Annotated in this window: 25 protein-coding genes, 1 rRNA gene and 1 pseudogene; 15 read left to right on the top strand and 12 right to left on the bottom strand. The window is 58.7% G+C overall.

Annotated features, from left to right (window positions below; all coding sequences use genetic code 11):
- Positions 1 to 109, top strand: a 5S ribosomal RNA gene (gene rrf / locus MHX65_RS06400); the annotation flags it as partial.
- A 223-nt stretch (positions 110 to 332) separates the two neighbouring features.
- Positions 333 to 1527, top strand: a pseudogene (locus MHX65_RS06395) (IS3 family transposase).
- A 195-nt stretch (positions 1528 to 1722) separates the two neighbouring features.
- On the opposite strand, the gene MHX65_RS06390 reads toward MHX65_RS06395, so the two are convergent.
- Complete coding sequence (locus tag MHX65_RS06390; protein ID WP_370657793.1) at positions 1723 to 2769, bottom strand: pseudouridine synthase; 1047 nt, start codon at positions 2767 to 2769, stop codon at positions 1723 to 1725.
- Positions 2770 to 2889: 120 nt separating this feature from the next.
- On the opposite strand from MHX65_RS06390, the gene MHX65_RS06385 reads away from it, so the two are divergent.
- From MHX65_RS06385 to MHX65_RS06375, 3 genes are all read left to right on the top strand, one after another.
- Positions 2890 to 3789 (top strand): universal stress protein, encoded by a 900-nt coding sequence (locus MHX65_RS06385; RefSeq protein ID WP_239269338.1) that lies wholly within the window; start codon positions 2890 to 2892, stop codon positions 3787 to 3789.
- A 175-nt stretch (positions 3790 to 3964) separates the two neighbouring features.
- Positions 3965 to 4216 (top strand): GlsB/YeaQ/YmgE family stress response membrane protein, encoded by a 252-nt coding sequence (locus MHX65_RS06380; protein ID WP_239269337.1) that lies wholly within the window; start codon positions 3965 to 3967, stop codon positions 4214 to 4216.
- A 78-nt stretch (positions 4217 to 4294) separates the two neighbouring features.
- On the top strand, positions 4295 to 4903 hold the full coding sequence (locus MHX65_RS06375; RefSeq protein WP_239269336.1) for a TetR/AcrR family transcriptional regulator: 609 nt from the start codon (positions 4295 to 4297) through the stop codon (positions 4901 to 4903).
- Here the strand turns inward: MHX65_RS06375 and yidC are convergent.
- Positions 4860 to 5804, bottom strand: a complete 945-nt coding sequence (gene yidC, locus MHX65_RS06370) for a membrane protein insertase YidC (RefSeq protein WP_239269335.1) — start codon at positions 5802 to 5804, stop codon at positions 4860 to 4862. The two genes, MHX65_RS06375 and yidC, sit on opposite strands and share 44 nt — an antisense overlap.
- Positions 5805 to 5839: 35 nt before the next feature.
- On the opposite strand from yidC, the gene MHX65_RS06365 reads away from it, so the two are divergent.
- Together MHX65_RS06365 and MHX65_RS06360 are read left to right on the top strand one after the other, a co-directional pair.
- Complete coding sequence (locus MHX65_RS06365) at positions 5840 to 6502, top strand: class E sortase (RefSeq protein WP_239269334.1); 663 nt, start codon at positions 5840 to 5842, stop codon at positions 6500 to 6502.
- Positions 6502 to 6654, top strand: a complete 153-nt coding sequence (locus MHX65_RS06360) for a hypothetical protein (RefSeq protein ID WP_239269333.1) — start codon at positions 6502 to 6504, stop codon at positions 6652 to 6654. Before MHX65_RS06365 ends, MHX65_RS06360 begins: the two co-directional genes overlap by 1 nt.
- Here MHX65_RS06360 and MHX65_RS06355 read toward each other — a convergent pair.
- Positions 6651 to 7181 carry a DUF2020 domain-containing protein gene (locus tag MHX65_RS06355; protein WP_239269332.1) on the bottom strand — a complete coding sequence of 177 codons (531 nt, stop codon included), beginning with the start codon at positions 7179 to 7181 and terminating at the stop codon, positions 6651 to 6653. The two genes, MHX65_RS06360 and MHX65_RS06355, sit on opposite strands and share 4 nt — an antisense overlap.
- On the opposite strand from MHX65_RS06355, the gene MHX65_RS06350 reads away from it, so the two are divergent.
- Together MHX65_RS06350 and MHX65_RS06345 are read left to right on the top strand one after the other, a co-directional pair.
- Positions 7180 to 8343 (top strand): sensor histidine kinase, encoded by a 1164-nt coding sequence (locus MHX65_RS06350; RefSeq protein ID WP_239269331.1) that lies wholly within the window; start codon positions 7180 to 7182, stop codon positions 8341 to 8343. The two genes, MHX65_RS06355 and MHX65_RS06350, sit on opposite strands and share 2 nt — an antisense overlap.
- Positions 8344 to 8380: 37 nt before the next feature.
- Positions 8381 to 9019, top strand: coding sequence for a response regulator (locus MHX65_RS06345; protein ID WP_239269330.1), 639 nt, complete (start codon positions 8381 to 8383; stop codon positions 9017 to 9019).
- Between the two features lie 4 nt (positions 9020 to 9023).
- Here the strand turns inward: MHX65_RS06345 and MHX65_RS06340 are convergent, their stop codons facing one another.
- Together MHX65_RS06340 and MHX65_RS06335 are read right to left on the bottom strand one after the other, a co-directional pair.
- Positions 9024 to 9335, bottom strand: a complete 312-nt coding sequence (locus MHX65_RS06340) for a histone-like nucleoid-structuring protein Lsr2 (protein WP_239269329.1) — start codon at positions 9333 to 9335, stop codon at positions 9024 to 9026.
- Between the two features lie 185 nt (positions 9336 to 9520).
- The gene (locus MHX65_RS06335; protein ID WP_239269328.1) at positions 9521 to 10153 is read right to left on the bottom strand and encodes a DUF6474 family protein; all 633 of its coding nucleotides are present in this window, start codon (positions 10151 to 10153) and stop codon (positions 9521 to 9523) included.
- Between the two features lie 68 nt (positions 10154 to 10221).
- On the opposite strand from MHX65_RS06335, the gene MHX65_RS06330 reads away from it, so the two are divergent.
- Positions 10222 to 11655 (top strand): TM0106 family RecB-like putative nuclease, encoded by a 1434-nt coding sequence (locus MHX65_RS06330; protein ID WP_239269327.1) that lies wholly within the window; start codon positions 10222 to 10224, stop codon positions 11653 to 11655.
- Here MHX65_RS06330 and MHX65_RS06325 read toward each other — a convergent pair.
- From MHX65_RS06325 to MHX65_RS06315, 3 genes are all read right to left on the bottom strand, one after another.
- A complete protein-coding gene (locus MHX65_RS06325) occupies positions 11652 to 12950 on the bottom strand; it encodes a copper oxidase (protein ID WP_239269326.1) in 1299 nt (432 codons plus the stop codon). The two genes, MHX65_RS06330 and MHX65_RS06325, sit on opposite strands and share 4 nt — an antisense overlap.
- Positions 12951 to 12960: 10 nt before the next feature.
- A complete protein-coding gene (locus tag MHX65_RS06320; RefSeq protein ID WP_239269325.1) occupies positions 12961 to 14112 on the bottom strand; it encodes an MFS transporter in 1152 nt (383 codons plus the stop codon).
- A gap of 125 nt (positions 14113 to 14237) precedes the next feature.
- Complete coding sequence (locus MHX65_RS06315) at positions 14238 to 14840, bottom strand: superoxide dismutase (protein WP_005279684.1); 603 nt, start codon at positions 14838 to 14840, stop codon at positions 14238 to 14240.
- Positions 14841 to 15004: 164 nt separating this feature from the next.
- Here MHX65_RS06315 and msrA point away from each other — a divergent pair, with 164 nt between their 5' ends.
- Positions 15005 to 15652: a peptide-methionine (S)-S-oxide reductase MsrA gene (gene msrA / locus MHX65_RS06310; protein ID WP_239269324.1), complete on the top strand. Its 648-nt coding sequence runs from the start codon at positions 15005 to 15007 to the stop codon at positions 15650 to 15652.
- Here msrA and MHX65_RS06305 read toward each other — a convergent pair.
- A complete protein-coding gene (locus MHX65_RS06305; protein WP_239269323.1) occupies positions 15649 to 17391 on the bottom strand; it encodes an alpha/beta-hydrolase family protein in 1743 nt (580 codons plus the stop codon). The two genes, msrA and MHX65_RS06305, sit on opposite strands and share 4 nt — an antisense overlap.
- 87 nt (positions 17392 to 17478) lie before the next feature.
- On the opposite strand from MHX65_RS06305, the gene MHX65_RS06300 reads away from it, so the two are divergent.
- Genes MHX65_RS06300 through MHX65_RS06290 form a run of 3 tightly spaced genes read left to right on the top strand, consistent with a single transcriptional unit; the run spans position 17479 to position 20068 of the window.
- A complete protein-coding gene (locus MHX65_RS06300; protein WP_239269322.1) occupies positions 17479 to 18426 on the top strand; it encodes an L-lactate dehydrogenase in 948 nt (315 codons plus the stop codon).
- Positions 18426 to 19130: a glycerophosphodiester phosphodiesterase family protein gene (locus MHX65_RS06295; protein ID WP_239269321.1), complete on the top strand. Its 705-nt coding sequence runs from the start codon at positions 18426 to 18428 to the stop codon at positions 19128 to 19130. Before MHX65_RS06300 ends, MHX65_RS06295 begins: the two co-directional genes overlap by 1 nt.
- Before the next feature lie 17 nt (positions 19131 to 19147).
- Positions 19148 to 20068: a DUF5926 family protein gene (locus MHX65_RS06290; RefSeq protein ID WP_239269320.1), complete on the top strand. Its 921-nt coding sequence runs from the start codon at positions 19148 to 19150 to the stop codon at positions 20066 to 20068.
- Between the two features lie 283 nt (positions 20069 to 20351).
- Here MHX65_RS06290 and MHX65_RS06285 read toward each other — a convergent pair whose 3' ends face one another.
- From MHX65_RS06285 to MHX65_RS06275, 3 genes are read right to left on the bottom strand one after another with little or no spacing between them, the layout of a single operon-like run.
- Positions 20352 to 21614: an LCP family protein gene (locus MHX65_RS06285; protein WP_239269319.1), complete on the bottom strand. Its 1263-nt coding sequence runs from the start codon at positions 21612 to 21614 to the stop codon at positions 20352 to 20354.
- A 59-nt stretch (positions 21615 to 21673) separates the two neighbouring features.
- A complete protein-coding gene (locus MHX65_RS06280) occupies positions 21674 to 22384 on the bottom strand; it encodes a CPBP family intramembrane glutamic endopeptidase (protein WP_239269318.1) in 711 nt (236 codons plus the stop codon).
- On the bottom strand, positions 22381 to 23517 hold the full coding sequence (locus tag MHX65_RS06275) for an amidase (RefSeq protein WP_239269317.1): 1137 nt from the start codon (positions 23515 to 23517) through the stop codon (positions 22381 to 22383). The genes MHX65_RS06280 and MHX65_RS06275 overlap by 4 nt, the downstream gene beginning before the upstream one ends.
- Before the next feature lie 33 nt (positions 23518 to 23550).
- On the opposite strand from MHX65_RS06275, the gene pheA reads away from it, so the two are divergent.
- Positions 23551 to 24459 carry a prephenate dehydratase gene (pheA, locus tag MHX65_RS06270; protein WP_239269316.1) on the top strand — a complete coding sequence of 303 codons (909 nt, stop codon included), beginning with the start codon at positions 23551 to 23553 and terminating at the stop codon, positions 24457 to 24459.
- Positions 24460 to 24462: the final 3 nt, after the last annotated feature.

Below are 24462 nucleotides of genomic sequence, written 5' to 3'. Positions count from 1 at the left end.
TCATAGCTACAGGGAAACGCCCGGTCCCATTCCGAACCCGGAAGCTAAGCCTGTACACGCTGATGGTACTGCAACCGGGAGGTTGTGGGAGAGTAAGTCACCGCCGACACCAAACAACAAAACAACAACAAAATAAAGTTTGTACCGAAAAGGGGTAAGGACACCGGTATTACTGGTGGCCTTGCCCTTTTTTCTTACAAAACAGCAGGGTTTTACAATCACACCCACAAACACTCTTCACCCAACTAGTTAGCTAGTAAGGACCTGACCCCTGTTTGGTGGACACCTGATATCCAGCCCAGTCGGGCTGGAAAGAAAGGTAATCTACCACCATGTCCAGGTACTCCGAACAGTTCAAACGCGATGCCGTGGCCTTCTATGAGAACAATGAGGACCTCTCGCTGAACTCAGCATCAGCCGAGCTCGGTATCAACCGTGCCTCGCTGCATTCATGGGTCAAGAAGTACGGCACCGGCAAACGTGCGCGTATAAAAGCCATGCAGGATAAAGCCCAAGCGGCGAATGATTCCGAACGGATCCGCCAGTTAGAAAAAGAAAACGCAAAGCTGCGCGAAGAACGTGACATCCTGCGCAAGGCCGCCAAATATTTTGCTTAAAGCAACTCACTGGTGATCCGCTTCCAGTTTGTCTATGACCACCGAACCGAATTCTCGGTCAAGCGGATGTGCCATGTGTTAAAGCTGAATCGGTCCTCGTTTTATAAGTGGGTCCAAACCCGTAAAAATCGCAGGTTAAAGATGTATTCTGATGCTGTTATTGGTGCAAGGATCGCAACCATCTTTGATGATGAGCTTGGGCTTTACGGCGCTAAACGCATCGCTGCAAGCCTGAACGAGGACACGGCGTATGTCCCGATCAATCACAAGAAAGTTGCACGAATTATGAAAGCCATGGGGCTTAAAGGCTTTACCAAGCGCCGCCGATGTGTCACTACCAGGCGTAAGCCTGGCCACCGCGTCATGCCAGATTTACTAGGCCCGCTTATTCACAGCCAACGAGCCGAATCGCGTTTATGTTGGCGACATTACCTACCTGCCCTGTAAGGGTGGAAAGAACATGTATTTGGCCACAGTCATTGACACGTATTCACGCAAACTTGCAGGTTATGCGCTCGCAGACCACATGCGAGTGTCACTGGTCGTCGATGCAATAGCCCACGCGCACGGTGTACGCGGCAGTCTTGACGGGGCTATATTCCATTCCGATCACGGCAGCGTGTACACCTCACAAGCCTTTAGGAACTATTGCTCGTCGTTGGGTGTGCGCCAGTCTATGGGCGCGGTAGGAACGAGTGCGGATAACGCCCTAGCAGAATCGTTTAACGCCACCTTAAAGCGGGAAGTCTTGCGCGATAGGAAAGTCTTTGACAATCCGATCTCCTGCCGCCGGGAAGTCTTCCGGTGGTGCATGCGCTACAACACGCGCCGGCGGCACTCCTGGTGCAATCTTGTAGCGCCTGATGTCTTTGAAGCCGAGACTTCAGCTACACTGACTAAAGCAGCATAGCTAACCCCCGACGTGTCCACTTTCCGGGGGTCAGGCCCATAATAGAAATCAAGGCACATGCCTAGGAACAAAACACGGGGCACTTCATCTTCCCAACTCGACTGGGGTGAATATCAGGTGGCCACCAAATGGAGGTCAGTTCCTTCCAGATTTTCCCCTCTATTCAAACGGAACAAAAGCTGGGACACTTCAGGCTTAAAGCAATTTGTGCATGACCAATGGAAGTCTTGAGATGAAATGGCGCGGCTTTCCGCTGAGTGGATCCGTGAATTCTAAGTCCGTTGCTGTTAAGTGCATGGGTACGGACATGTCTTCAGCTTCCTCAGGGAAAATCGTGGGGTAGACGGGATCGCCGAGGATCGGTATGCCCGCCTGCCACATGTGCAGCCGCAATTGATGGGTCTTCCCAGTCTGTGGTTTTAGGGTGTAGATGCCGAGGTCAGCTAGTGAACCGTAAACCCTTTCGTAAGGGGCCTTATCAATGGGTTCTACCGATTCTAGTGTGGTGAAAGCATTTGGTTCACCATCTGCTATCCGGCCCTGGATTTCACCGGGCGTTTTAGTTAGGTGGGAGGACCATTGGAGGGGCGTCGGCAAGCGGCGGAATTCCGCGACTGCCTGGTAGGTCTTGTGGACTTTCTTATCTGCAAAGAGGGACTGGTAGGCGCCGCGGGCCTCTTTGCGCTTGGTAAAAAGAAGCAAGCCCGATGTGAGCCGGTCGAGGCGGTGAGCCGGCACTAATTCGTTGTTTCCGGTGGAGCGGCGGAGGCGAACGGTGGCGGTTTCGACGATGTGGCGGGCGCGCGGCATGGTGGCCATGAATGGGGGCTTATCGGCTACCAGAATGTTGTCATCTTCATAGATGATGGGGATGTCATAGGGCACGGGTGTTTCTGGGGCGGGTATGCGGTAGAAGAAAACATCAACATCTTTGCCGAGCACGCTACCTGGCTTTAGGGGAGTTTGATCGCGCAGGACTACCTCGCCCGCGGTGAATCGGTCATACAGTGCCTGTGCATCATCATTGGGGTGGCGATGACGCTGGGAGGATATGACTTCGCTGAGAAAATCCCAGGTGCTGAGACCTTCCTCCGGCGTACGTACGCGCGTAGGGTTGAGCCCATTTTTAATAGGCAAAGGGCTGAATCCTTTTTTGTGATGTATTAGTGTGTTTGACATGGATATTAATTCTCTCGCGGACCAGGTGCTGGCCTTTTTCAATGACGGAATTGGCGCGGTGATGAGGGACGTATTCCGAATGCTCCTCGAAATTTTCTCTCCGTCCAATTCTGATCCTGCAACTGTCAACCATTAAGCCTAATCCGTACTATAATTAAGTTATAACCACCGAAAGGAAAGATCATGGCTAAGGAAGACATTGTAGTCGTCGCCGTCGACGGCTCTGACGCCTCAAAGAACGCCGTCCGTTGGGCAGCAAATACGGCGATGAAGAGGGAAATCCCCCTGCGCATCGCATCGAGCTACACCATACCGCAGTTCCTGTATGCAGAAGGTATGGTCCCGCCGAAGGATCTCTACGATGACTTGCAGGATGAGACCCTAGAAAAGATCGAGGAAGCTCGTGCAATCGCTCACGAGGTCGCCCCAGAGCTCAAGATTGGGCACACCATCGCAGAGGGCTCCCCCATCGACATGCTCTTGGAGATGTCTCATGACGTCACCATGGTCGTGATGGGTTCGCGCGGCATGGGTGGCCTGTCCGGCATGGTCATGGGCTCTGTTTCCGCCGCGGTTGTTTCCCACGCCGCTTGCCCGGTAGTGGTGGTTCGTGAAGATAATAATGTCACCGATTCCACCAAGTACGGCCCAGTTGTCGTTGGTGTGGACGGTTCCGAGGTCTCTCAGAAGGCCACCTCCTATGCTTTCCGCGAGGCCCAGGCTCGCGGCGCGGCCCTCGTTGCCGTGCACACCTGGATGGATATGCAAATCCAGGCATCCCTCGCTGGCCTTTCTGCAGCTCAATCTGAGTGGGCAGAAATTGAAAAGGAGCAGACCGAGGTACTGGAAGAAAACCTGAAGGAACCGCACGAAGAGTTCCCAGATGTTGAGGTGAAGAAGCAGATCACCCGTGACCGCCCCGTCCGCGCGCTGACGGAGGCTGCCGAGGGCGCGCAGCTTCTCGTCGTTGGTTCCCACGGCCGCGGTGGGTTCAAGGGTATGGTCCTTGGCTCTACCTCCCGCGCATTGCTGCAGTCTGCACCGTGCCCGATGATGGTGGTACGTCCAGACGACGAAGGCTAAATTTTTCACTAGCCTGACTTCCCAGCGCTCTTCTCCCGGCTTTTAGGTCGGGGTGGAGCGCTTCTGGTGTTTTAAAGCCACTTTGCTATACAAATGTATCGCATTTGTTATCGCCACTTGAGTCACAGGGGTTTAAACTGGGTGGTATTCGATAGGTTTATATTAGGAGGAAATCATGGGACTAGGTTTGGGTCTATTTACTTCAATCATTGTTGGTATCATTGCCGGTTGGCTGGCAGAGAAGATTATGAAGCGTGACCACGGGCTATTCACCAACCTAGTGGTGGGTGTTGTCGGCGGCCTCATCGGTGGCATCATCATCCAGCTACTGAATATTGAGGCTAGCGGTGGTTGGATCTTCTCCATCGTTGCGGCCACCGCGGGCGCTTGCCTTTTGCTGTGGATTGTGGACAAAGTGAAGCAATAGTCCGCATATAATTAGCGTACATACCGGTTTGTCTATAAAGTGTAGATGAACCGGTTTTGTCGTTGTAGAGAGGAATCCATGGCAGAGAAGAAGTCGCGCCGCAATCGCCCCAGCCCGCGGAGTCGATTGCTGGAATCTGCAACAAAGCTCTTTAAAACTGAGGGCATTCGCGTCATCGGTATTGACCGAATCTTGCGCGAAGCGGATGTGGCCAAGGCATCCCTATATTCTTTGTTTGGCTCCAAGGATGCCTTGGTCATTACCTACGTAGAATCTTTGGACGAGCAGTTCCGCCAAGACTGGGAGCAGCGGACGGCTGCCATGCAGGATCCGGACCAGAAGATTTTGGCCTTTTTTGACAAGGTCATTGAGGAAGAGCCGGAAGAAGGATTCCGCGGTTCGCACTTCTTGAATGCAGCGGGCGAGTACCCACGGCCTGAAACGGATTCGGAGCGTGGCATCGTCGCGGCTTGCATGCAGCATCGCAATTGGGTGCATTCCACCCTGACGGCTCTGTTGACGGAGCGCAACGGCTATCCTTCGGCCTCCCAAGCAAGCCAGCTCTTAATTTTCCTCGATGGCGGTCTTGCCGGAGCCCGCCTGACCAAGGAAGCCGGGCCCCTATATACGGCCCGCGAGCTGGCTACTCAGATGCTTTCGGCTCCTCCTGCTGATTATTCGATTTAAGGTACTTGCGCGCCTCAATGCGCAGCCGGTTGACCCGCTTTTTCTCCTCCTTGGAAAGAGCGGGTTGTTTTTCTTTATTCCGCCAATTTTGCAGGCTCTCGCGACGCATCGCATTCACTTCATCTGTAAGCGGGTAGAACTCGCGCAGCATGATTTCGAAGATGATCGTCTGAATGAGGGTGATCCAATATGCACAGCCCCAATAAATAATGATTGCGACGGGAATGGGGCCATTATGAGCCAGGTGCCAGAGGAAGAAGGGCACGATGATGAGCAAGATGCCCATGAAAATGAATATGCGGCGGTTCAGTTTGAGATCGAACTGCGTGGTGCGGAAGCTGCGGATGAGGGCGATGATGGAATTCGCCATGGTAAAGACGATGGCCGCAATAAGGACGGGATTGAGGAGATCGCCGTGTTCGCGGGCGAAATCAGTGATCGGGGCGCCGTAGAAAGTGGTTTCACGAAAGGCGGCGACGTCGTCAGCATTGAGCATGCCGACGGTCTTTGAATCCTGATCGATCTTCGACATCCGAAGGATCACTTGGTACAAACCAATGAAAACCGGAATCATGATGAGCGGTGGGATGCAGCCAGCAGCAGGTTTGTAGTTATAGCTCTTCATGAGGTCCTGCTGATTTTTAATGAGCGCAGCCATTTCCTCTTTGGTGCTGGCCTGGTTCATTTCCTTGGAGATATCGTTATTCTCCGGCCGCATGAGAACGCCGATGCGTGCGGAGCGCAGCGACATCCAGTTGAGGGGGATGACGATGCCCCTCACGGTGAGCACCAAAAGGAAAATGGAGACAAGCCACGCAGCGGATTCATCAACGAAGCCGCTGATCAGCCAATGCCAGAATTTCATGATTCCGGAAACCGGGTACATGAAGAACTCGAACATGGTTTTCCTTTCGGTGAGGAAGTATGGTTTAGAACATGACAAAAGTTCTGGGCGAACTCATGCTAACCATTGGTTTGGTTTTAGTTCTATTTGCATTCTATGAAGCCTATTGGACGAATGTGGAATCAGGGCGCTTACAAGATGAAGCTAATGCAAAATTAGAAGAGCAGTGGCGCAATCCCCGGGAGAAAATGAACCCAGATTTGGGAGATGCCTTCGCACAGATGTACATCCCGGCCTTTGGCTCGGATTATCACTTTGCCATCATCCAAGGCACGGACGACGATGATCTTTTACGCGGCCCGGGCCACTATGAGGACACACAAATGCCAGGTGAGACGGGAAATTTTGCGGTGGCTGGGCACCGCGTGGGCAAGGGTGCCCCATTTAATGATTTGGGTTCTTTGCACACCTGCGATGACATCATCATCGAAACCCAAACGGAAGAGATTACCTACAAGGTGCTGCCCATCGATGGCGAGCATGCGGATTGCTTCGATGAGGTACCTGATGAATATAGCCATGTTGCCGGCAGGCACATCACCACGCCTGGCGATGTCTCAGTGATCGACCCCGTGCCGGGAACTGAAGCGGATCCCACGCAGGGAATGCTGACTCTGACCACCTGTCACCCACAATTTTCCAACGCCGAGCGCATGATCGTGCACGCGATGGAAGTTGGAAAGGAAGCTAAGTAATGTATCGCGCTTTGTGGAATCTATTGCCAGGGCCGAAGCCAGTGAAGGCGCTACTCGCCATCGCCATTGTGGTGGGAGTGTTCTTCCTCCTCATGGAGGTCGTATTCCCCTGGGTGTCGCCGATGATGCCCTATAACGACGTCGCGGTTTAAAGCCCTAAATTGGCAATGGCTTCCTGGGCAATCTGCTCGGACTTGAAGGTCTGTTGCTGATTGCTCCACACCAGCACCGCGTGGGTGTCCTTTTGCACAGCATAGACGGCCTGCTCATTGATGATGCCCCGTCCGCCTTCCCAGCCTGCAAAGGAGGCGGGCTCGGTGGCATCGATTGGCGCTGCCCAATCCACCGCGGCGCGGGCGTCTTCTACGGTGGGCATATCGCGCACGATGACGGTAGCTTGCGGGTGGTCCTGATAGGACCAGAAGACGCACGCGGGGGTGGGAAAGCGCGTGTCGATGCCCTGCTTGGTAAGGCGCTCACCATTGGTATTTTCTAACCAGCCGGGGTCGATATAAGGACAATCGCTCCATTCGTTGACCTCTGCGGTCTGTTCCACGTTGATGGCGGCGCTTTCCGATGCCACCTCGTCTCCCGGTTCGGCTTGGTCTGCTTGTTCGGTCTGGCATCCCGCGATCCCTATTCCGGTCAGTGTGAGAAGGACAAGTAGGCTTTTGCGCATGAGCTCCACACTAGATCGGGATACCGATGCGCTACGCACCGGTATCCACTTCTTAACGGCGGTCCTGCTGGTGGTGGGTATTTTTACGTCGGTGAAAATGCCGCTGTCCCAGTCCCTTATCAACCTATTGCTATTGGTGGGGTTCGCGGCCGTCTACTTTGCGGGATCGATCTATGCGGAGCAGTGGCCGCGGCCTATGCGCTACCTGTGGATATGCATCCTCACGGTGTTATGGGGCGCGGATCTATTCGTGGCTCCCGCTGCCATCTACCTGGTATTCGTCATGTACTTTTTGTACCTGACCGTGCTGGATATGACTGCGGGTATCCTATGCGTGATTGGCGCTACCGTGCTCACCATCGTGGTGCAGATACCGGGAGGCCTGACCTTTGGCGGGGTGATGGGTCCGGCGGTCTCGGCACTGGTAACCGTGGCGATTACGTATGCGTTTCGCACCCTTTCGCGCATGAACCGGGAGCTAGTAGAAACCCGTACGCAGTTGGCGGCCACGGAGCGGGACGCCGGCATGGTGGCAGAGCGCCAGCGCATCGCCCACGAGATTCATGACACCTTGGCCCAGGGGTTGTCATCGATTCAGATGCTCCTGCACTCCGCCGACCGGGATCTTGATAAGGAAGACATTGCTGCCGCCCGCCGGCGCATTGAGCTAGCGCGGCGGGCCGCCGCGGATAACCTGCATGAGGCCCGTGCCATGATTGCGGCGCTGCAGCCGCCCACTCTAACGGAGACATCCCTTGAGGCGGCGCTGACGCGCATGGCGGAAAACTTCGCCGTTACGGCGGGGTTCCAGGTGGAGGTCGAAAGCGAGGGGGCTGAGCAACAGCTGCCGATGAAAATGGAGGCGGCGCTATTGCGGATTGCACAGGGGGCGGTGGGGAACATCGTCAAGCATGCCCATGCTAGCCGCGCCCGGATCACCGTCACCTATGAGACCGACGAGGTGCGCGTGGATGTGGTGGATAATGGGCAGGGTTTTGAGCCCGCGACGGTGGAAAGCGCGCCGGCGGGCTTGGGGCATATTGGCCTATCTGCTATGCGGCGCCGCGCGCAGGAGCTGGGCGGCGAGGTGGTCATAGAATCCGCGCCGGGGGAGGGCACGGCTGTGTCAGTTAGTATGCCCTTTGATAAGGCGGTAGATTAAACTTTTGGATGAGAAAAACATCGATAGGAGGGATGTCGTGATTCGGGTCCTTTTGGCAGATGACCACGAGATTGTGCGGCTGGGGCTGCGTTCGGTGCTCGAAGGTGCAGAAGATATCGACGTAGTGGGCGAGGTAGCGACGGCGGAGGCAGCGGTGTCTGCGGCACAAGCAGGCGGTATCGATGTCATCCTCATGGACCTGCGCTTCGGGGCGGGCCTGGAAGGAACGCGCGTTATGGGTGGCGTCGAAGCTACCGCGCAGATTCGCTCCACCATGAGCACGCCGCCCAAGGTGCTGGTCATCACCAATTATGACACCGATGCGGATATCCTCGGCGCCATCGAGGCAGGCGCGGTGGGCTACCTCCTAAAAGACGCCCCACCGCAGGAGCTTTTGGATGCCGTCCATTCGACGGCGGAGGGGGACTCGGCACTTTCGCCCATCGTGGCAGACCGCCTCATGACCCGAGTCCGCACGCCCCGCACCTCATTGACCCCGCGCGAGCTAGAGGTTTTGCAACTGGTGGCGGCGGGGGCCTCGAATCGGCAGATCGGCCAAGACCTCATGCTTTCTGAGGCCACGGTGAAATCCCACCTGGTGCACATTTATGACAAATTGGGTGTGCGCTCGCGTACCTCTGCGGTGGCGGCCGCCAGGGAACAGGGCGTGCTCTAAGCGTCTAGTGGGCGGAGTTGTAGGCGTCGATAATATCCTGGGGGATTTTGCCGCGGCGCGCTACGTCATGGCCCTGCTTTTTCGCCCACTCGCGGACCTTGCGGGGATCGACCTGTGGGGACTCGGCATCGGGGGCGGCATGTGCGGCCTCGACAAAGGGAGCGATTGCCTCATGGAAGCGGCGAGCATTGTCGCGGGATAGATCCATGATGTAGCTGCGCCCGTTGACGCTGAAGCGGACTACTTCTAATTCATCCTCACCAATGAGTTTATTATCAAGGTCATCATAAAATTGCGTGATTTCGCGGCGTGCCATAGTGCCTCCATGGTTTATTGCGTAGATATGTTGGACTAATACTGGAATTTGGAATCTGAATTAACTTTAATTCAATTCTACCAGTGTAGAAATTAATAGACAATAAAAATTTACTTATTGGCGCTTACGTATAAAAATATCGCCGCCACCAAAAAGGTGAACGGCGATGGGAGGCGGAGGAGAAACTAATCGCCCAGGCGCTGCTGAATCTCCGCAGTAACGGAATCGATCTCTCCGCTAATGGTCTTATGCGCGCGGCGGCGCTGCTGCTCCGTCATGAATTCGGCGTTATCGATCGCGGCATCAACCTCTTCGAGGCGCTCGCGCACGTCCCGCTTGAAGCCGGCGGGCAGATCTACGTCCTTGAGGGAATTACGGATGCCGGCGGTGCGGGCCTTGAGCGGCGCGCCGTAACCCGAAAAGGAGGCCATTTCTGCCGAACTTACGCCCGCCTTGTGAGCCTTGCGCTTTTCTTTTTCGGACTTAAGGCCCACGAATGCGCGATAAACGAGGGGAAGCAAAAGCGGGGCGGCGGTGCGCAGTGCGCCGGCATAGCGCTTGACCTTGCCGGCATTAAAGTGGCCCTCGCGCAACTTTTCCAGTTCTTTTTCCGCCATTTTCTGTTCGTGTTTACGGCGCTTTTTAAGGCCCTTTTCTTCGGCCTTGACGAGGTGCTTTTCTTGCTTGGCAAGGAGCTTTTGTTGACGGCGGCGATCCTTCGACTGGGCCTTTACTTCAGCCTTGGCGCGCGCCTTCGCCGCCTTGGCCTGCGCGCGCGCTTCTTGGCGAGCCTTTTTCAATTTCTTGAGGATACTCATAATTTTCCCTTACGTTTGATCGAGTCTGGATTCAACATTACCTTGCTGTTCTATTAAGCTCACCCGGTGTGGAGGATGTCGTTGTAGCTTCGGATCTCGTTGGGTGCCGCTATCGCTTGGTGCAGCGGCGCGCGCACCCGGAGATTCCGCGCACCCGATCCTCGATCGCTCGCGCCGAGCGCCACAGCGCCGCCGTAGACGCGGTGATGGAATTATTCCCGCGCAAAGCCCCTGGCCGTTTCCGGCGCATCGATCTAGAAGGCGATGATTGGGAACGCGCCATGGCAACGCTGGAGGCCCTGGCCTCCGGCTATACCCACATCACTAATGCGGTCTTTGCCACCGAAAAGTGGAAAGTGCACGTGGAATTGCTGCTGCGGGAGGCGGGCTCCTATACCCCCATTATTGTGAGCAACCACCGAGTCGCGCGCAAGCACCCAAAGAAAACCACGCTTGCCGTGCCCACCCACCGCCTTGGGTTGAGCGAGCCCATGGAGGTTCCGTACAAGGCCCGCCACCATGCCGTCGATGGCTATCGTTTGGCGCTCGCCGCCGAGGCCTTAGAGGACATGGGCCTGAACTCCGGGCGGGGCGGTGCCATTGGTCAGGACCGCCAGCAGGCCTTTTTCACGGAGACGGCGAAGTTTGACGTGCAGCGCGCCTGGGATAAGCCGCTTCCCACCGCACCGGTGCGGGTCAAAGAATGCGCGAGTTGCAGGTTCTGGCCCCTGTGCGAGCAAGAACTGGTGGCGGCGGACGATATTTCCCTTTTCTTACCGGGCGATCGCGCCCGCCCCTTCCGCGAGCGCGGGATTACCACGGTGCAGGCGCTTATCGATGCCAATGTGGGCGAGCCCTCCCGTCTCGCGGCCGCGTGGCGCTCTGGGCAGACGCTGTTGCGCCGCGGGGATACTTCGGTGCCGCGGGCGGATGTCGAGGTGGATGTGGACATGGAAGCCTACATGGACCAGGGTGCCTACCTGTGGGGTGCGTGGTTCGAAGGCGAGTACCACCCCTTCGTGACGTGGGAGCCGCTGGGCGGGCGCGCTGAGGCGGAGAACTTCGCCGAATTTTGGCGGTGGTTGATGCGGCTGCGCGATACGGCGCATGCAGAGGGCAAGACCTTTGCCGCTTATTGCTATTCCGCCCACGGTGAGAATCACTGGATGCGCCGCTCCGCGCAGCGCTTCCGGGAGGTGGATGAACGGGAAGTAGAAGACTTTATCTCTTCCCCAGAGTGGGTGGATATGTTTGCCTACGTGAAGAGATCCTTCGCGGGGCCCTTTGGGCTGGGGCTCAAAGTGGTGGCCCCAGTGGCGGGATTCCGGTGGCCGGACGAGGACTTTGATGGCGAGGAATCCGTGAACGCTCGCCGGGAGGCCCTAGCGGGCGATATGAGCGTCCGGCAGCGCCTCTTGGACTATAACGCCGGGGATGTCCACGCCACACGGATAGTGCGCGAGTGGATGAGCGACGGCGCGCCAGGAATCCCGGAGCTCTAGAGCGCGGCAATAAAAATGTATATGAACAGCAGGATGCCAAGGCCGATATAGATTTGGTTCCAGTCCGCGATGGTCTTTGGCTCGGGACCTTCCGCCTTTTTCATTAGCACCTGCTTTTGGGCCTTGACCGCGCGGGCGATGAATATGGGGTAGACCGCCAAAGAGCCAATGCATAGCAGCGAGGCCACTACCTTGAGCACGGAGATATCCGTGCCTATCCAGATAAGCAGGCCGCCATTGACGAATGTGGCGCGCAACAGGCCCCACCGATCCAGCTCTTGCAGTCCCGCGCGGACCGCGCCGGGGCCACCGCCCATGGTGGTGGGAAGAAGATAGCTCATGACTCCGATGAGCAGCTGCGCCGCAAAGCCCACGACGAGGCCGAGCGTGGGAAGCCCTGGTTCCGCAACGAGGAAGTGCTGCGTGGTGTAGTACGCCAGGGATAGCACCAGCCAGAGTGCGGCCATCAGCACCGAAACGGAGGCAAAGTTAACGCGATCGCGCGGTGCGCGGGCGACGTCGATGACATTGCCAAGCCACTGCTGCAGGCTTAGGATCCAGCCGATGCAATAGATAATCAGCCCGAGCTGCGGGAAGTTCAAAAATGCGCCAATGGTCGTTGCCACCACGCCCAGGGTAAGCAGTAGGAACGAGGAGGACATGCGTTCATTGGTGCCCTGCGTGCGCCAGATGGTGGGAAAGAGGATGGTCAAAGAACCTGCCGCGGCAAGGCCGATGAAACCGCCGATATTGGCGGCGATATGGGCTAAGAGCAACTGCGGATCGCCCGGGTGAATGGACAGGATTGCGCCGAAGACCGCACCTACCGGCAGGCACAGCGCGGACAGCACATAGGCGCCGACAACTGGGCGGAAGCGCTTATCCTTAGCTGTTCGCCACTGGGTAAACAAGGACACCGCGTGCCATAAAACGGTGAGCGCGATAAGCATGGCACCGATCTGGGTCAGTATCCAGTGATGATCCCAGAACTGCACGAGGATTTGGCCCGCCACGGCGATGATGATGCCGATATTGAGGATATAGATGCGCGCGAGCTGCTTGGGGCGGGCGGAATCCGGCAATTTTTGTTGCACGAATTTTTCAGTCAGGTGCTGCGACCACACCAAGATGCTGTTGGTGACTAGGCCCAACGTGAAGAGGTGGATTAGTACCCAGCGATAGTTGGGCACAAATATGTGCGCTGCGCCCACCACGATGAAGACCATCATCCAGATGGACACGGGGCGTGAGGCTTTGCGGTGCCAGGTGCGGCTCGACCACTTATCTTGAGGCATAAAACCGAGTTTAGTCGGATTTAACCTTGGTCCAAGTCAATGCCGTGAGAGCGAGCGCAAAGGCGGTGAAGCAGGCGATGAATTGGTGCCAGGTGAGGGCATCGAAAAGCACGCCTGCTAAGGCGCCCACGATGGAAGAGCCCAGGTAATAGCAGAAAACGTACATCGAGGACGCCTCGGCGCGGTCGTGGGTGGCCAATTGCCCCACCCAGCCAGACGCGGTGGAGTGGACCGCGAAGAAACCGACGGTCAGGCACACCATGCCGATAAGCGTCATGGCCAGGTTGCCGGCGCAGAGGATAATGCCCACGGTAAAGAGCGCGGCAGAACCGACCATGGTTTTACCGTGCCCAATGCGGGCGACCAGCGTGCCCGCCCGGGCCGAGGACCACGTGCCAGAGAGATAAAACAGGAAGGCAAAACCAGCTAGCGCCGGGGACAGGCCAAAATCCCCGGTTAGGCGGAAGGTGAGGAAGTTATACATGGACACGAACGTGCCCATGGATAAAAAGGCAACGATAAATAGCGTGGCGAGATCCTTATTTGCCCAGTGCCCAAAGACCGCGCTCAGCTCGGAGCGGAAGTGAATTGGCTTGGGGTGAAAATTTCGCTGGGCGGGCAGGAGGAGCCAGCAGGTAATGGCAAAGGCTAGGGAGACCACGGCGGAGCCGAGCAGAGCCCAGCGCCACGAGGAAAACTCCACGAGTCCCGCGGGAATGATGCGGCCGGTGAGCCCGCCCACGGAATTGCCGGCGATATAAAGGCCCATCGCCTTAGGCAAAGCGTGATCCTCGAGCTCTTCCGATAACCAGGCCATCGCCGTCGCCGGTGCTCCAGACAACATCGCGCCCTGCAGCCCGCGCAGGGCAATGAGCTGCCAGCCCTCTTGGGCCAGGGGCACCATGAGGCCCAAGATAGTGGCGGCGATGGCGGAAATGAGGAGGATGCGCCCGCGCCCATAGCGCTCAGAAAGAATGGACGCCGGAACCACACAGATGGCTAACGCGCCGGTGGCGGCCGAAACGGTCATGGCCGCCTCCGTGTGCGAGATGCCCATATCCGTTACCAACGTGGGCAAAATTGCTTGGGTGGTATAGAGGCTAGAAAACACCGCCAAGCCCAACAGGAGCATGGCGATGGTGGCGCGCCGGTTTCTGGTCATGCATACCAGCATTCTCTTCACGGGCGGCGGTGTAAATTGCGCCACACCCTTGATGGGGTTAGTGCAAGCATAAAAATGCCGCCCTTCCAGTAAGGAAAGGCGGCGGAAAGTAACTAAGTTAGAAGTTACTTCTTAGCTGCAGCGAAACGCTCTGCAACGTCGTCCCAGTTGAAGACGTTCCAAGCGGCCTTGACGTAGTCGCCCTTCACGTTCTTGTACTGCAGGTAGTAAGCGTGCTCCCACATATCGAGCATGAGCAGCGGGGTGAAGTCAACGGAGACGTTGCCCTGCTGGTCGGTGAGCTGCTCGATGATCAGGCGGTCAGCGATGTGGTCGTAACCCAGCACTGCCCAGCCAGAACCCTGCAGGGAGGTAGCGGCACCAGCGAAGTGTGCCTGGAACTTCTCGAAGGAACCGAAGTCGCGGTCGATAGCCTCTGCCAGCTCGCCGGTGGGCTGGCCGCCACCGTTCGGGGACAGGTTCTTCCAGAAGATGGAGTGGTTGGTGTGGCCACCCAGGTTGAATGCCAAGTTCTTGGACAGGGCGCGGATACGGTCTGGGTTAGCCTCGCCGTTGCGCTCTTCTTCCAGTGCCTCGAGGGCAGCGTTAGCACCCTTCACGTAGGTTGCGTGGTGCTTGTCGTGGTGGAGCTCCATAATCTCTGCGGAGATGTGTGGCTCCAGTGCGTCGTATGCGTATGGGAGGTCAGGAAGTTCGTAAACAGCCATTTGTGTAATCCTTTCTTCGGGTACGTGTCCCGATGATAGGCACGATCGAAAGATTTCGCCATGATTAATTTGAAATCTGCAATTACAGCGAATATTTAGTGGCCCGGGAATCTATTTTCCCAGTACAACGTTATTAAGGGAAATGGAGAAAGGAGCTTTACCTGATGTGGATGTTTAAACCAGAGCCGAAGATGGTGGCTGCGGAAGATGCCTTGCCGGGCCGCAGCGAGCCGGTCTTGGACCCAGCCCCGCACGCGGTGCTAAATACCCCAATTACCGGTCCGTGGAAGGACGGCCAGAAATCGATCTTGATTGCCCTGGGCTGTTTCTGGGGCGCGGAGAAGATGTTTTGGGAGACCGATGGCGTCGAGTCCACCTCGGTTGGCTACGCCGGTGGCACGACTCCGAATCCCACGTATTATGAGGTCTGCCGCGGGCAAACCAACCATGCAGAAACCGTCGAGGTCACCTATAACCCGGAGAAGATCTCCTTGCGCGAGCTCGTGGTGAAGGCACTGGAAGCCCACGATCCGACGCAGGGCTTCCGCCAAGGAAATGACGTGGGCACGCAGTACCGCTCCGCGTTTTATCCCCGCACCGAAGAAGAGCGGGAAGAGATCCAAGCAATCGTGGATAGCTACGCGGATAAGCTCAAAGAATTTGGTTTTGGGGAAACCACGACGGAAGTAAAGCGCTTAGCTGATACGGACTCTGGCGAGTACTACTTGGCCGAAGACGAGCACCAGCAGTACCTGCACAAGGTGCCGAACGGATACTGCCCGCACCACAGCACCGGTGTGAAGTGCGATTAGGCGTCGAGCCGGATAAATCCGGCGATTTTGCCGGCTAACTTTGAAGTGAGGTTCAGGCGCGATTGGGAGCCTAGGACCTCGTCCCAGTACCAGAGCATTTCCTGAAAGTAGTTATGCCCGTGGCCACCTGGGACGTTCAGGGAGTTGATCTGGTCCAGGCCAATCTGCCACCAAGTAATAAACGGCGCCCAGCGCAGGTGGCGGAGCGTATCCGCCCGGAGTGTCTCCGGTTGGGGTTCGTGCATCCAGGTGGGACGCCGGAACATCAGGTTCAGGTCCCACCACACGATGGCATCGGAGGCATGCTGGGCGATGAGCACGCGAGGTCGGCGCCAGCTGGAAGGAAAATCGTTGCCAAAGGCATCGTGGCGCGAGTGTTCCGGTTGGGCAACAAAGCGGACGTGTTGCCCGTCATCGATGACGGGGAGCCGCTCGAGCGAGCCGATATCGCGGCGCAGGCGCTGGGTAAAGTGCGTCATCCGCGGTGGGCCAGAAAAGACCGCGCCGCTGCAGGCGGCCAGGAGTTCTTCCTTGTTCTGGAAGTTATCCATAATGGCGTAGGCACCCAGGGATTCCCCCGCAAGGTAGAGCCGCGGGCGGTCTTCTTCCGGGAGCTTGTCAATTTCTTCTTGGACCACGGAAATGAGCTCCGCGGCGGCGCGCTTGGGCGCGTTTTTATCCACGAGGTAGGCAAAAACCGAGGGCAGGTAGGAATACTGCATGGTGACGGTGACGCAATCACCGGCGGTCAAAAACTCATAGGAGCTCGCGCCCCAGTTATTGATCCACCCGGATCCCGCGGGCATCTGAATGACGATGGTATCCCGGCGCAGCGCACCGGTGCGCTGCAATTCTGAGCGCACCTTCTTCGCCGCCTGGGCAAAAGAACGTCCTGGGATATAGCCGGCATAAATGCGGATGGGTTCTTTGGCGGGAGCGCCGGTGATGCTGCGAATATCGCGGGCGCGCGGGCCGTTGGAGACAAACCGCCGCCCCTGTTGCCCCAGCGCGGACCAAGGTTCAAGTGACCACGGGCTGCCGGAGCGCTCCGGCTCCCAGGGCATCGACGTGCCGGGAAAGATTTGTTTATTCAGGCGCTGGGCCTTGTGGGAGAGCGAACGGATCCAGCGCCGGAATACCACGCGGTCCGATAGCCCCACCGCGGCCACCGTTAGGCCTGCGGTAACGACCGGCCAGGCCACGAGTGCTGGAACCCAGCGGCCCAATTGGCGCGATAGTTTGGTCACGGTCAGTTGTGCGGCCTCGCCCACCAAGAGCAGCGCGCCGTATCCGGCGGTGCCGGCGGCTAGGCCGATGGCCGCGGTAGCCGGACCGCGAACCAATTGCTTATTGACCAAACCCGCCTGCTTTTCCTGGTTGCGCAGTGAGAGCGCCGCGTTGAAGGCGGTGCCGGCGCCAATCGCTAAGTGCAAAATCTGGCGGTGCTGCGGGCCCAAGCGGTCTTGGGGGCGCTTGCCCAGCCGGTTGAGCACGAAACTCGTCGTGGCCGCCCCGAGGTGCCCGATGGCCTGGCCGATAGATACATTCGCTGCCGTCACCCACCACGGGCGGGGCAGCAAGGACGGCGATACCGCGGCCCACGTGGCCAGCTCTGCGCCTAAGATTCCGGCCGACATATGGGGCGGCAACGTCTGCCGGCTGGTCATGCGGACGACGGGCGTGAGATCCGCGACTACGCCAAGAGAAATTAGTGCAGCGCGGCTGAAGGCGCGTTTCATGGTTGCCCATTATCCCAGAACATGCCTCGTTGCGCAGTGTGAAACATTCCGCATGCAAAACCCCGCCCGGCGTTGCACAATGGGGTCATGGCAAATCATGTAGGAAATAAAGTCGTTCTCATTGGCGCGGGTGACGTGGGAGTCGCTTACGCCTACGCACTTGTCAACCAGAGCATCGTCGACCACCTGGCCATCATCGACATCGATGAGCGGAAGCTGGAAGGCAATGTCATGGACCTCAACCACGGTGTGGTCTGGTCGCCACAGCGTACCCGCGTCACCAAGGGCACCTACGAAGATTGTGCGGACGCTGACATGGTCGTCATCTGCGCCGGCGCCGCCCAAAAGCCCGGCGAAACCCGCCTTGACTTGGTGGATAAGAACGTCAAAATCATGAACAGCATCGTCGGAGATGTCATTGCTAATGACTTCGACGGCATTTTCTTGGTCGCCACCAACCCGGTCGATATCCTGACGTATGCAGTATGGAAGGCCTCCGGCTTTGACCACAAGCGGGTCATCGGCTCCGGTACGATTCTGGACTCCGCGCGCTTCCGCTACATGCTGGGTGAATTGGAGGGCGTGGCCCCGAAGTCCGTGCACGCCTACATCATTGGTGAGCACGGCGATTCTGAGCTGCCCGCCGTCTCCACCGCGAATATCGCCGGTGTCCCGCTTTCGCAGAAGCTGGAAAAGGATCCGGAATACGCCGAGCGCATTGAAAAGATCTTTGAAGAAACCCGCGACGCCGCCTACTCCATTATCGATGCAAAGGGGTCGACCTCCTACGGCATCGGCATGGGGCTGGCGCGCATTACCGCCGCGATCATCCAAAACCAGGACGTGGCGCTTCCCGTCTCGGCCTACCTGCAGGGCGAGTACGGCGTGGAAGACCTCTACATCGGTACCGCGGCCATCGTGAACCGCACCGGCATCGTTCGGCCGGTAGAGCTGCAGCTCAACGAGCACGAAAAGGAACGCTTCGACGCTTCTGCAAAGACGCTCAATGACATCAAAGAGAAGTTCTTCGGCTAGTGCACATCGTCGCGCATAGGGGATATTCCGGAAAATATCCGGAGCTATCCCCCTTAGCTTTTGAAAAGGCCATGGAGCTTCCCATCCATGGCGTGGAGTGCGATGTGCGGTTAAGCCGCGATGGCAAGGTGGTGGTCCAGCACGATCCCACCTTGGAGCGAACGACGGGGCGCGCTGGGCGGGTTTCGGCGATGGACTGGCAGGAGCTGAGCGAGGTCGACATCGGCAAGGGGCAGCGCATGATGCTTCTCGATGACCTCCTGGCCATGCTGGGGGACAAGCCCCACCACCTTTATATTGAAACCAAGCACCCCTCCGGGCAAGGTAGCGCCTTGGAAAAGCGGGTCATGGAACGACTGCGCGCCGCCGGGCTCGATGAGGATCCGCGCATTCACGTTATTTCCTTTTCCCACAAAGCCATCCGGCGCATGAAGATTTTGGCACCGCATATTGACCGCATTTACCTGCGCCGAGACTGGGAACGCCATTTTAATCGCTCGGATTTCATGTGGTCGCGGCCGAGCGCCCTGGGGGTTTCCCTGCTGCGCGCCAAGATGCAGGCGGCCATTATCGGCGCGCAGGGCTTGCCTACGTATATGTGGACCGTTGATAAGCCGGAGGACATGAAGTGGGCCTGGTCCAATGGCGTGGACATGCTTGCCACCAATCAGCCGGAGGTGGCCCTGCGCGCTATTGAGCTGTAGGCAGGTATCTTGGAGGCATGGCCAAGAAGAAAAAGAAACAAGAAGACCTGCCTGAGGGCATGTCCCGCCGTCAGGCGAAGCTTGCTGCCCGCGCCAAAGAACGCGCCGCCTTGGAAAAAGACCCGCGCCCCTATAGCGGCCTCGCAGCGGAGGCCTCCCTCGTTGCCATGCAAGAGTTCGTGCCTTCTGCTTTTGCGAAGCTCGACGTGAAGGGCTGCGATAGGAACGTCTACGTCTCCACCGTCCTCCCGGGCGCCACCGCGGCGCTGATCCGCGATGAGGAATTCGGCGGCGATGCTTTTGTGGCACTCCAGGTGCAGTCCCACACCCACAACCCTGGCCGGGATCTGGCCTTCGCCCTGAACTGGGTCAAGAACAACGAGCCAGGCTCTACCTTGGAATCGACCGCGGCCGATGGCTCGCAGCCGGAGCTTAGTGAGCTTATCGATGCCGCAACTACCCTCGACATCGAAGTCCACCAGGACTTCAGTTGGTGGATTCCGGAAGGTGCGCAGGTCACCCCTGAGGTATCGCAGTCCATGCGCGCCGCCAATGATTCGGTCATCGAATCCCACCAGGTGGGCAACAACATTACCGGCACCGCCTTTTGGGCCAATGCCGGCGGCGGCAAAGCGCACGTGCGCTGGGTGCGCCCGAACGACGATGAGGCCGCGTTCCTCAACGCCTTGGCGCGAGTCGCCGCGCGTGGCGAGCTGAACCTGGGCGAGGACACCAAGTTCGCCGGAGTCTTCCGCACCCACGGCCTCATCGCCCCCGTCTTTGACGTGCAGCCCGAGGTTGATTGCTCCTCTTATGAGGACAAGCTCGCGGGCGTAGATAAGGCCTTGGAAGAAGAAATCTCCAATGACGCGCAATTGAACGCAGAAGAGCGCAAGCAGCTAGAAAACATCAAGTCCCGCCAGGTGACGTTGCGCTAAACACACCACATCAAAGCGGCCCTTTCCCTATAAAACGAGGAGGAAAGGGCCGCTTTCTTCGCAATCTAGCTAGGATGGGTTAAGGCATGAACAAGAAAAACTCAGGGCCGCGGCGCATAGCCTGGGCTTTCGCAGCCGCCAGCGCAATAGCCTTCATGCTTGGCATAGTTAGGATGCTTTCTATGGATCCTGTGGAATGGAGAATTTACCCTGAATTCATCATAGCAACCACACTTGTTAGTTTCTCAATAACGTTTTTTCGATACGAAGATTGAGTTCAGGCCTATTTCATGGAGTCCCAGAGTTGTTGGGCACCTTCATCGTCCCAGAGCACGACATTGCCCACGACGGTGTCCTGGAACCCGCCAATGGGAACCGTTTCCGTGTCCACGCCGGAGCCCATCGCAAGCGCCACGCGGGCCAGGTGCCATACGTGGTCGCCATCGCCCACGATGAAGGAGGAGGCGGTGTGGTTAATCAGGGAAATCGACCGGAAGGGGTTAATCAGCGTCGCTGGGGAAGTGATCTTATCTAACAGCGCCGCGAAGAACTCGCGCTGGCGCTGCACGCGGTCGAGATCGCCCATTGCGGTGGCGCGGGTGCGCACATAACCCAGCGCGTCGCCGCCCTCTAGCTTCTGGCAGCCTTCCTGCAGATCGATGCCCGCCAGTGGGTCATTGATGGGCTCTTGCACGCAGATATCAACGCCGCCGACGGAATCGACCACATTGGCCAAACCACCCATGCCAATTTCGGCATAGTGGTCAATGTGCAGGCCAGTATTGCCCTCCACGGTTTGTGCTAAGAGCTTTGGCCCGCCGTAGGCAAAGGCGGCGTTGATCTTATCCATGCCGAAGCCGGGTACTTCCACGTAGCTATCGCGCGGAATGGAGACCAGTTGGGCTTGGCCGGAGCGTGGGATATGCAGGAGCATGATGGTATCGGTGCGGCCCTCGCCCACATCGCCACCGGTGCCGAGGGCTTGTTGGTCTTCTTCGGATAGGCCCTGGCGGGAATCGGATCCCACCAACAGCCAATTGGTGCCGGAGGTATTGGCCACCTGCTCATCCGGGAGGGCATCCACGCGGGTCAGGCGAGTATCGGCCCACAGTGCGAAGATGAGGCTGCAGACCACGACGACGAGGACAAAGATGCCGGCGCACCCAAAGAACCGCTTGACCGGATTGGTCTTTTTCCGGCGGCTGTGCGGCTTAGAGTGGCGGCGAGGCGGTTGCTGCGCTTGTTGTGGCTGGTAGCGCTGTTGCAGCTGCTGCGGCGATTGCGGCTGCGATCGCCGTGGTGGCCGCTGTGGTGGCTGCTGCGCGGAACGCTGCTGGGCCCGGTACTGGCTGGGGTAACGGGTAGGGGTTTCCTGGCGCGGGATGTGCTGCTGCGGCTCGGCACGATTCGTGCGCGGCCGGCGGCGGATGGGCCGACCGTAGCGGTCCTTGAGGGGACGGCCATCGGCCCCAAGGACGAACTCACTGGATGAGCTATCGCCAGCGCGGCGCGCCTCCCGATGCGGATCTCGTCCTGATTCAGTCATGCGCTATACCTTACAAGGCGCCGGCCAATTCCCCCGCTTTCCTCGCGAGCACGCCACTATTAAAGCACAGAAAGGCCGAAGGAATAGGCGAGGAAAGCGATCGCATCGATAAGAAAGTGCGCGATGACAAGCGGCCACACGCGGCCTGTGCGGTGATAGTAGTAGCCGTAGATTACGCCCATGATGATATTGCCAAAGCCGGCCGATACCCCCTGGTACAGGTGATATGAACCGCGCAGGATGGAGCTTGCCGCCAAGGCGGCCGGCAGCGACCAGCGCGCCTGGCGCAGCCTGGTCATCAGCCACATGACCACCACAGTTTCTTCCGCAAAGGCGTTTGCGGCCGCCTTGATGAGGGACACCGGAATCTCTAACCACGCATTATCGAAGTCACCGGGAATGACCTCTTTGCTCCAGCCAAACTGCACCGCGGCGAAATACAAAACTAAGCCCGGGATGCCGATGAGCGCGGCAAGCCCCGCGCCGTGCAACCAATCAGAGGCGCGGTAGGCAGCCGGTTTAATGTGGTCTTGTGCCAGCAGGAAAAGTACCAGCGCACCATAGGCAAAAAGGACCGCCGCCGAGCACAATTGCAGGCCCAAATCCACCCACGCCAGAGCGGATTGGCTGGAATTGAGCGTGACGGATTGCTCATTGAGCGGCTGCGGGGCCGCCAGTGAAATGATTAGCCGCAGCACCGCCCTGACCCCGGAAATACCAAAGGTCAGGGTGAGGACGATGAGCAGTTCGGCGCGTAGTTTCTTGGTCATGGGTGCAGGATGTGGGCGAGGCCTAAAAGTTGGGCATCGGAAAGCGTAATGCCTCCCAGATGCACGCCGACGGGCGCGTGCGCGGGGATGGCCCAAGGAACGGAGATGGCGGGCAATTGGGCCATATTAAACAGCGAAGCCCACGGGGACCAGCGCGTTTGGGCGTCGAAATTCTCCGCGTGCGGCAGGGACAGGAAATGCCCCCGCGGCGGCGGATCCGCGGTGAGCATGGGCGTGATAATGGCATCGACCCGCCACTGCTGCGCCAAGAGCTCCGGGAGATGGCGGACATGGCGCTGCGCGGCGGTTAGCTCTGCGGCGGATACGGTAGCGCCTTGCTGGGCCACCCAAGCCGCGTAGCCCTCTGCCTGCGGCAGCCCCACAAACCGGGAGGTAAAAATCTCGCGGAAGTGCGCAAACGTGGCCCCTGCCTGCGGATAAGGCGCAATGGGGACGACCTCGAACCCCGCAGCGCGCAAGCGATCCGCGGCCTCGCGTGCCGCCCGCAGGTGGTGGGACTCTACCCGGGTCGCGGCAAACAGGGGCTCCAGCAAGAGCCCAATGCGGGCGCGCGGGGTGATCATGCGGTGGCCGTGCAGGAAGGCATTATCGGCCACGGTGCGGGTGATAAACCCCTCCGCGCCCAGGCTGCTGCCCGCAGGCTTAAAGCCCACGACCCCGCAGGCCGCCGCGGGAACGCGAATGGAACCTCCGCCATCGCTGGCCTGCGCCGCGCGCACGAGGCCGCGGGCCACCTGGACGGCCGCGCCGCCAGAAGATCCGCCCGGGGTGCGTCCTGGATAAAGGGGATTATCGGGGTGGGGAAGATCCACCGGCTCGGTATCGACGCGCAAGCCCAACTCCGGGGTGGAGGACTTGCCAATGAATATCGCGCCCTGCTTTTCCAATGTCGCGATGAACGGCTCGCTGACCGCGGGATAGTACGTGCGGTTGGCATTGCCCAAAGTGGTGGGCATGCCCGCGACATCGTTGAGATCCTTTGCAGATAGGACCCACCCGCGCAGCCGGCCGGTGCGGGCGGGGGTGCGCTGCAGATCCAGGTAGGTAAAACCGTGCTCTGCGGGGCTCATGCCCTGCACATCCGCGCGGAGTCGTTCTATGGAAAAGTCCATGGCGCACCAGTCTAGTGGGCTAAGGTGACGGGCATGACTACAACCATCGCTTTCTTAGGCCCTGCCGGTACGTTCACGGAGGCCGCCGTGCACAAATTCGCCGCCGAGTGGGAAGCGCGCGGGGAGACCGTAGAGACCCTGCCGGTGGACTCGCCATCGGCGGCGGTGGCGGCCGTGCGCGCCGGGCAGGCCGATTATGCCTGCGTCGCCATCGAAAACTCCGTGGACGGGGCGGTGACGACGACCTTTGACGCGCTGGTAGAAGGCGATCCCGTACAGATCTACCGCGAGGTAGATATCCCCGTGACCTTCAGCATCATGACCCGGCCGGGAACGAAAGACATCACGCGCCTGAGCACGCACCCGGTGGCCTTCCAACAAATCCGCGGCTGGGTGGCGGAGAATGCGCCGGGCGTGGAATTCGTTCCGGCGAGCTCGAATGCGGCGGCGGCGCAGGCGGTAGCGCGCGGGGAGGTCGACGCTGCGGCGGCACCAGCGCGGGCGGCTGAAATCTTCGGCCTAGAAACCAAAGCGAGCGGCGTGGCCGACGTGCAGGGCGCGGCCACCCGCTTCGTCCTGGTGGGCCTGCCGGGTCGCCCGACCGCGCGCACCGGCCAGGATCGCACCAGCGTCATTCTCACCCTGCCCAACCAGCCGGGAACCCTGGTGGGGGCCTTGCAAGACTTTGCCCACCGTGGGGTGGATCTTTCCCGGATTGAGTCGCGGCCGACTCGCCAGACCTTTGGTACCTACCGCTTCTATGTGGACCTGATTGGGCATATCGATGACCAGCCGGTTGCTGAGGCCCTGCGCGCGGTGTGGTTGCGGGCGGAGGAACTGCGCTTTTTGGGCTCCTGGCCCACCGCGACGCCCGCCGGCCACCCGCCGCGGGACCTGGCTGAGGCGGATGCCTGGGTGGCGAGGGCGCGCAGGGGTCAATAATCT

Origin of the sequence: Corynebacterium sp. ACRPS (genome assembly GCF_022346005.1) — a bacterium.
Taxonomy (GTDB): domain Bacteria; phylum Actinomycetota; class Actinomycetes; order Mycobacteriales; family Mycobacteriaceae; genus Corynebacterium.
This window is presented reverse-complemented; position numbering and strand designations above follow the sequence as displayed.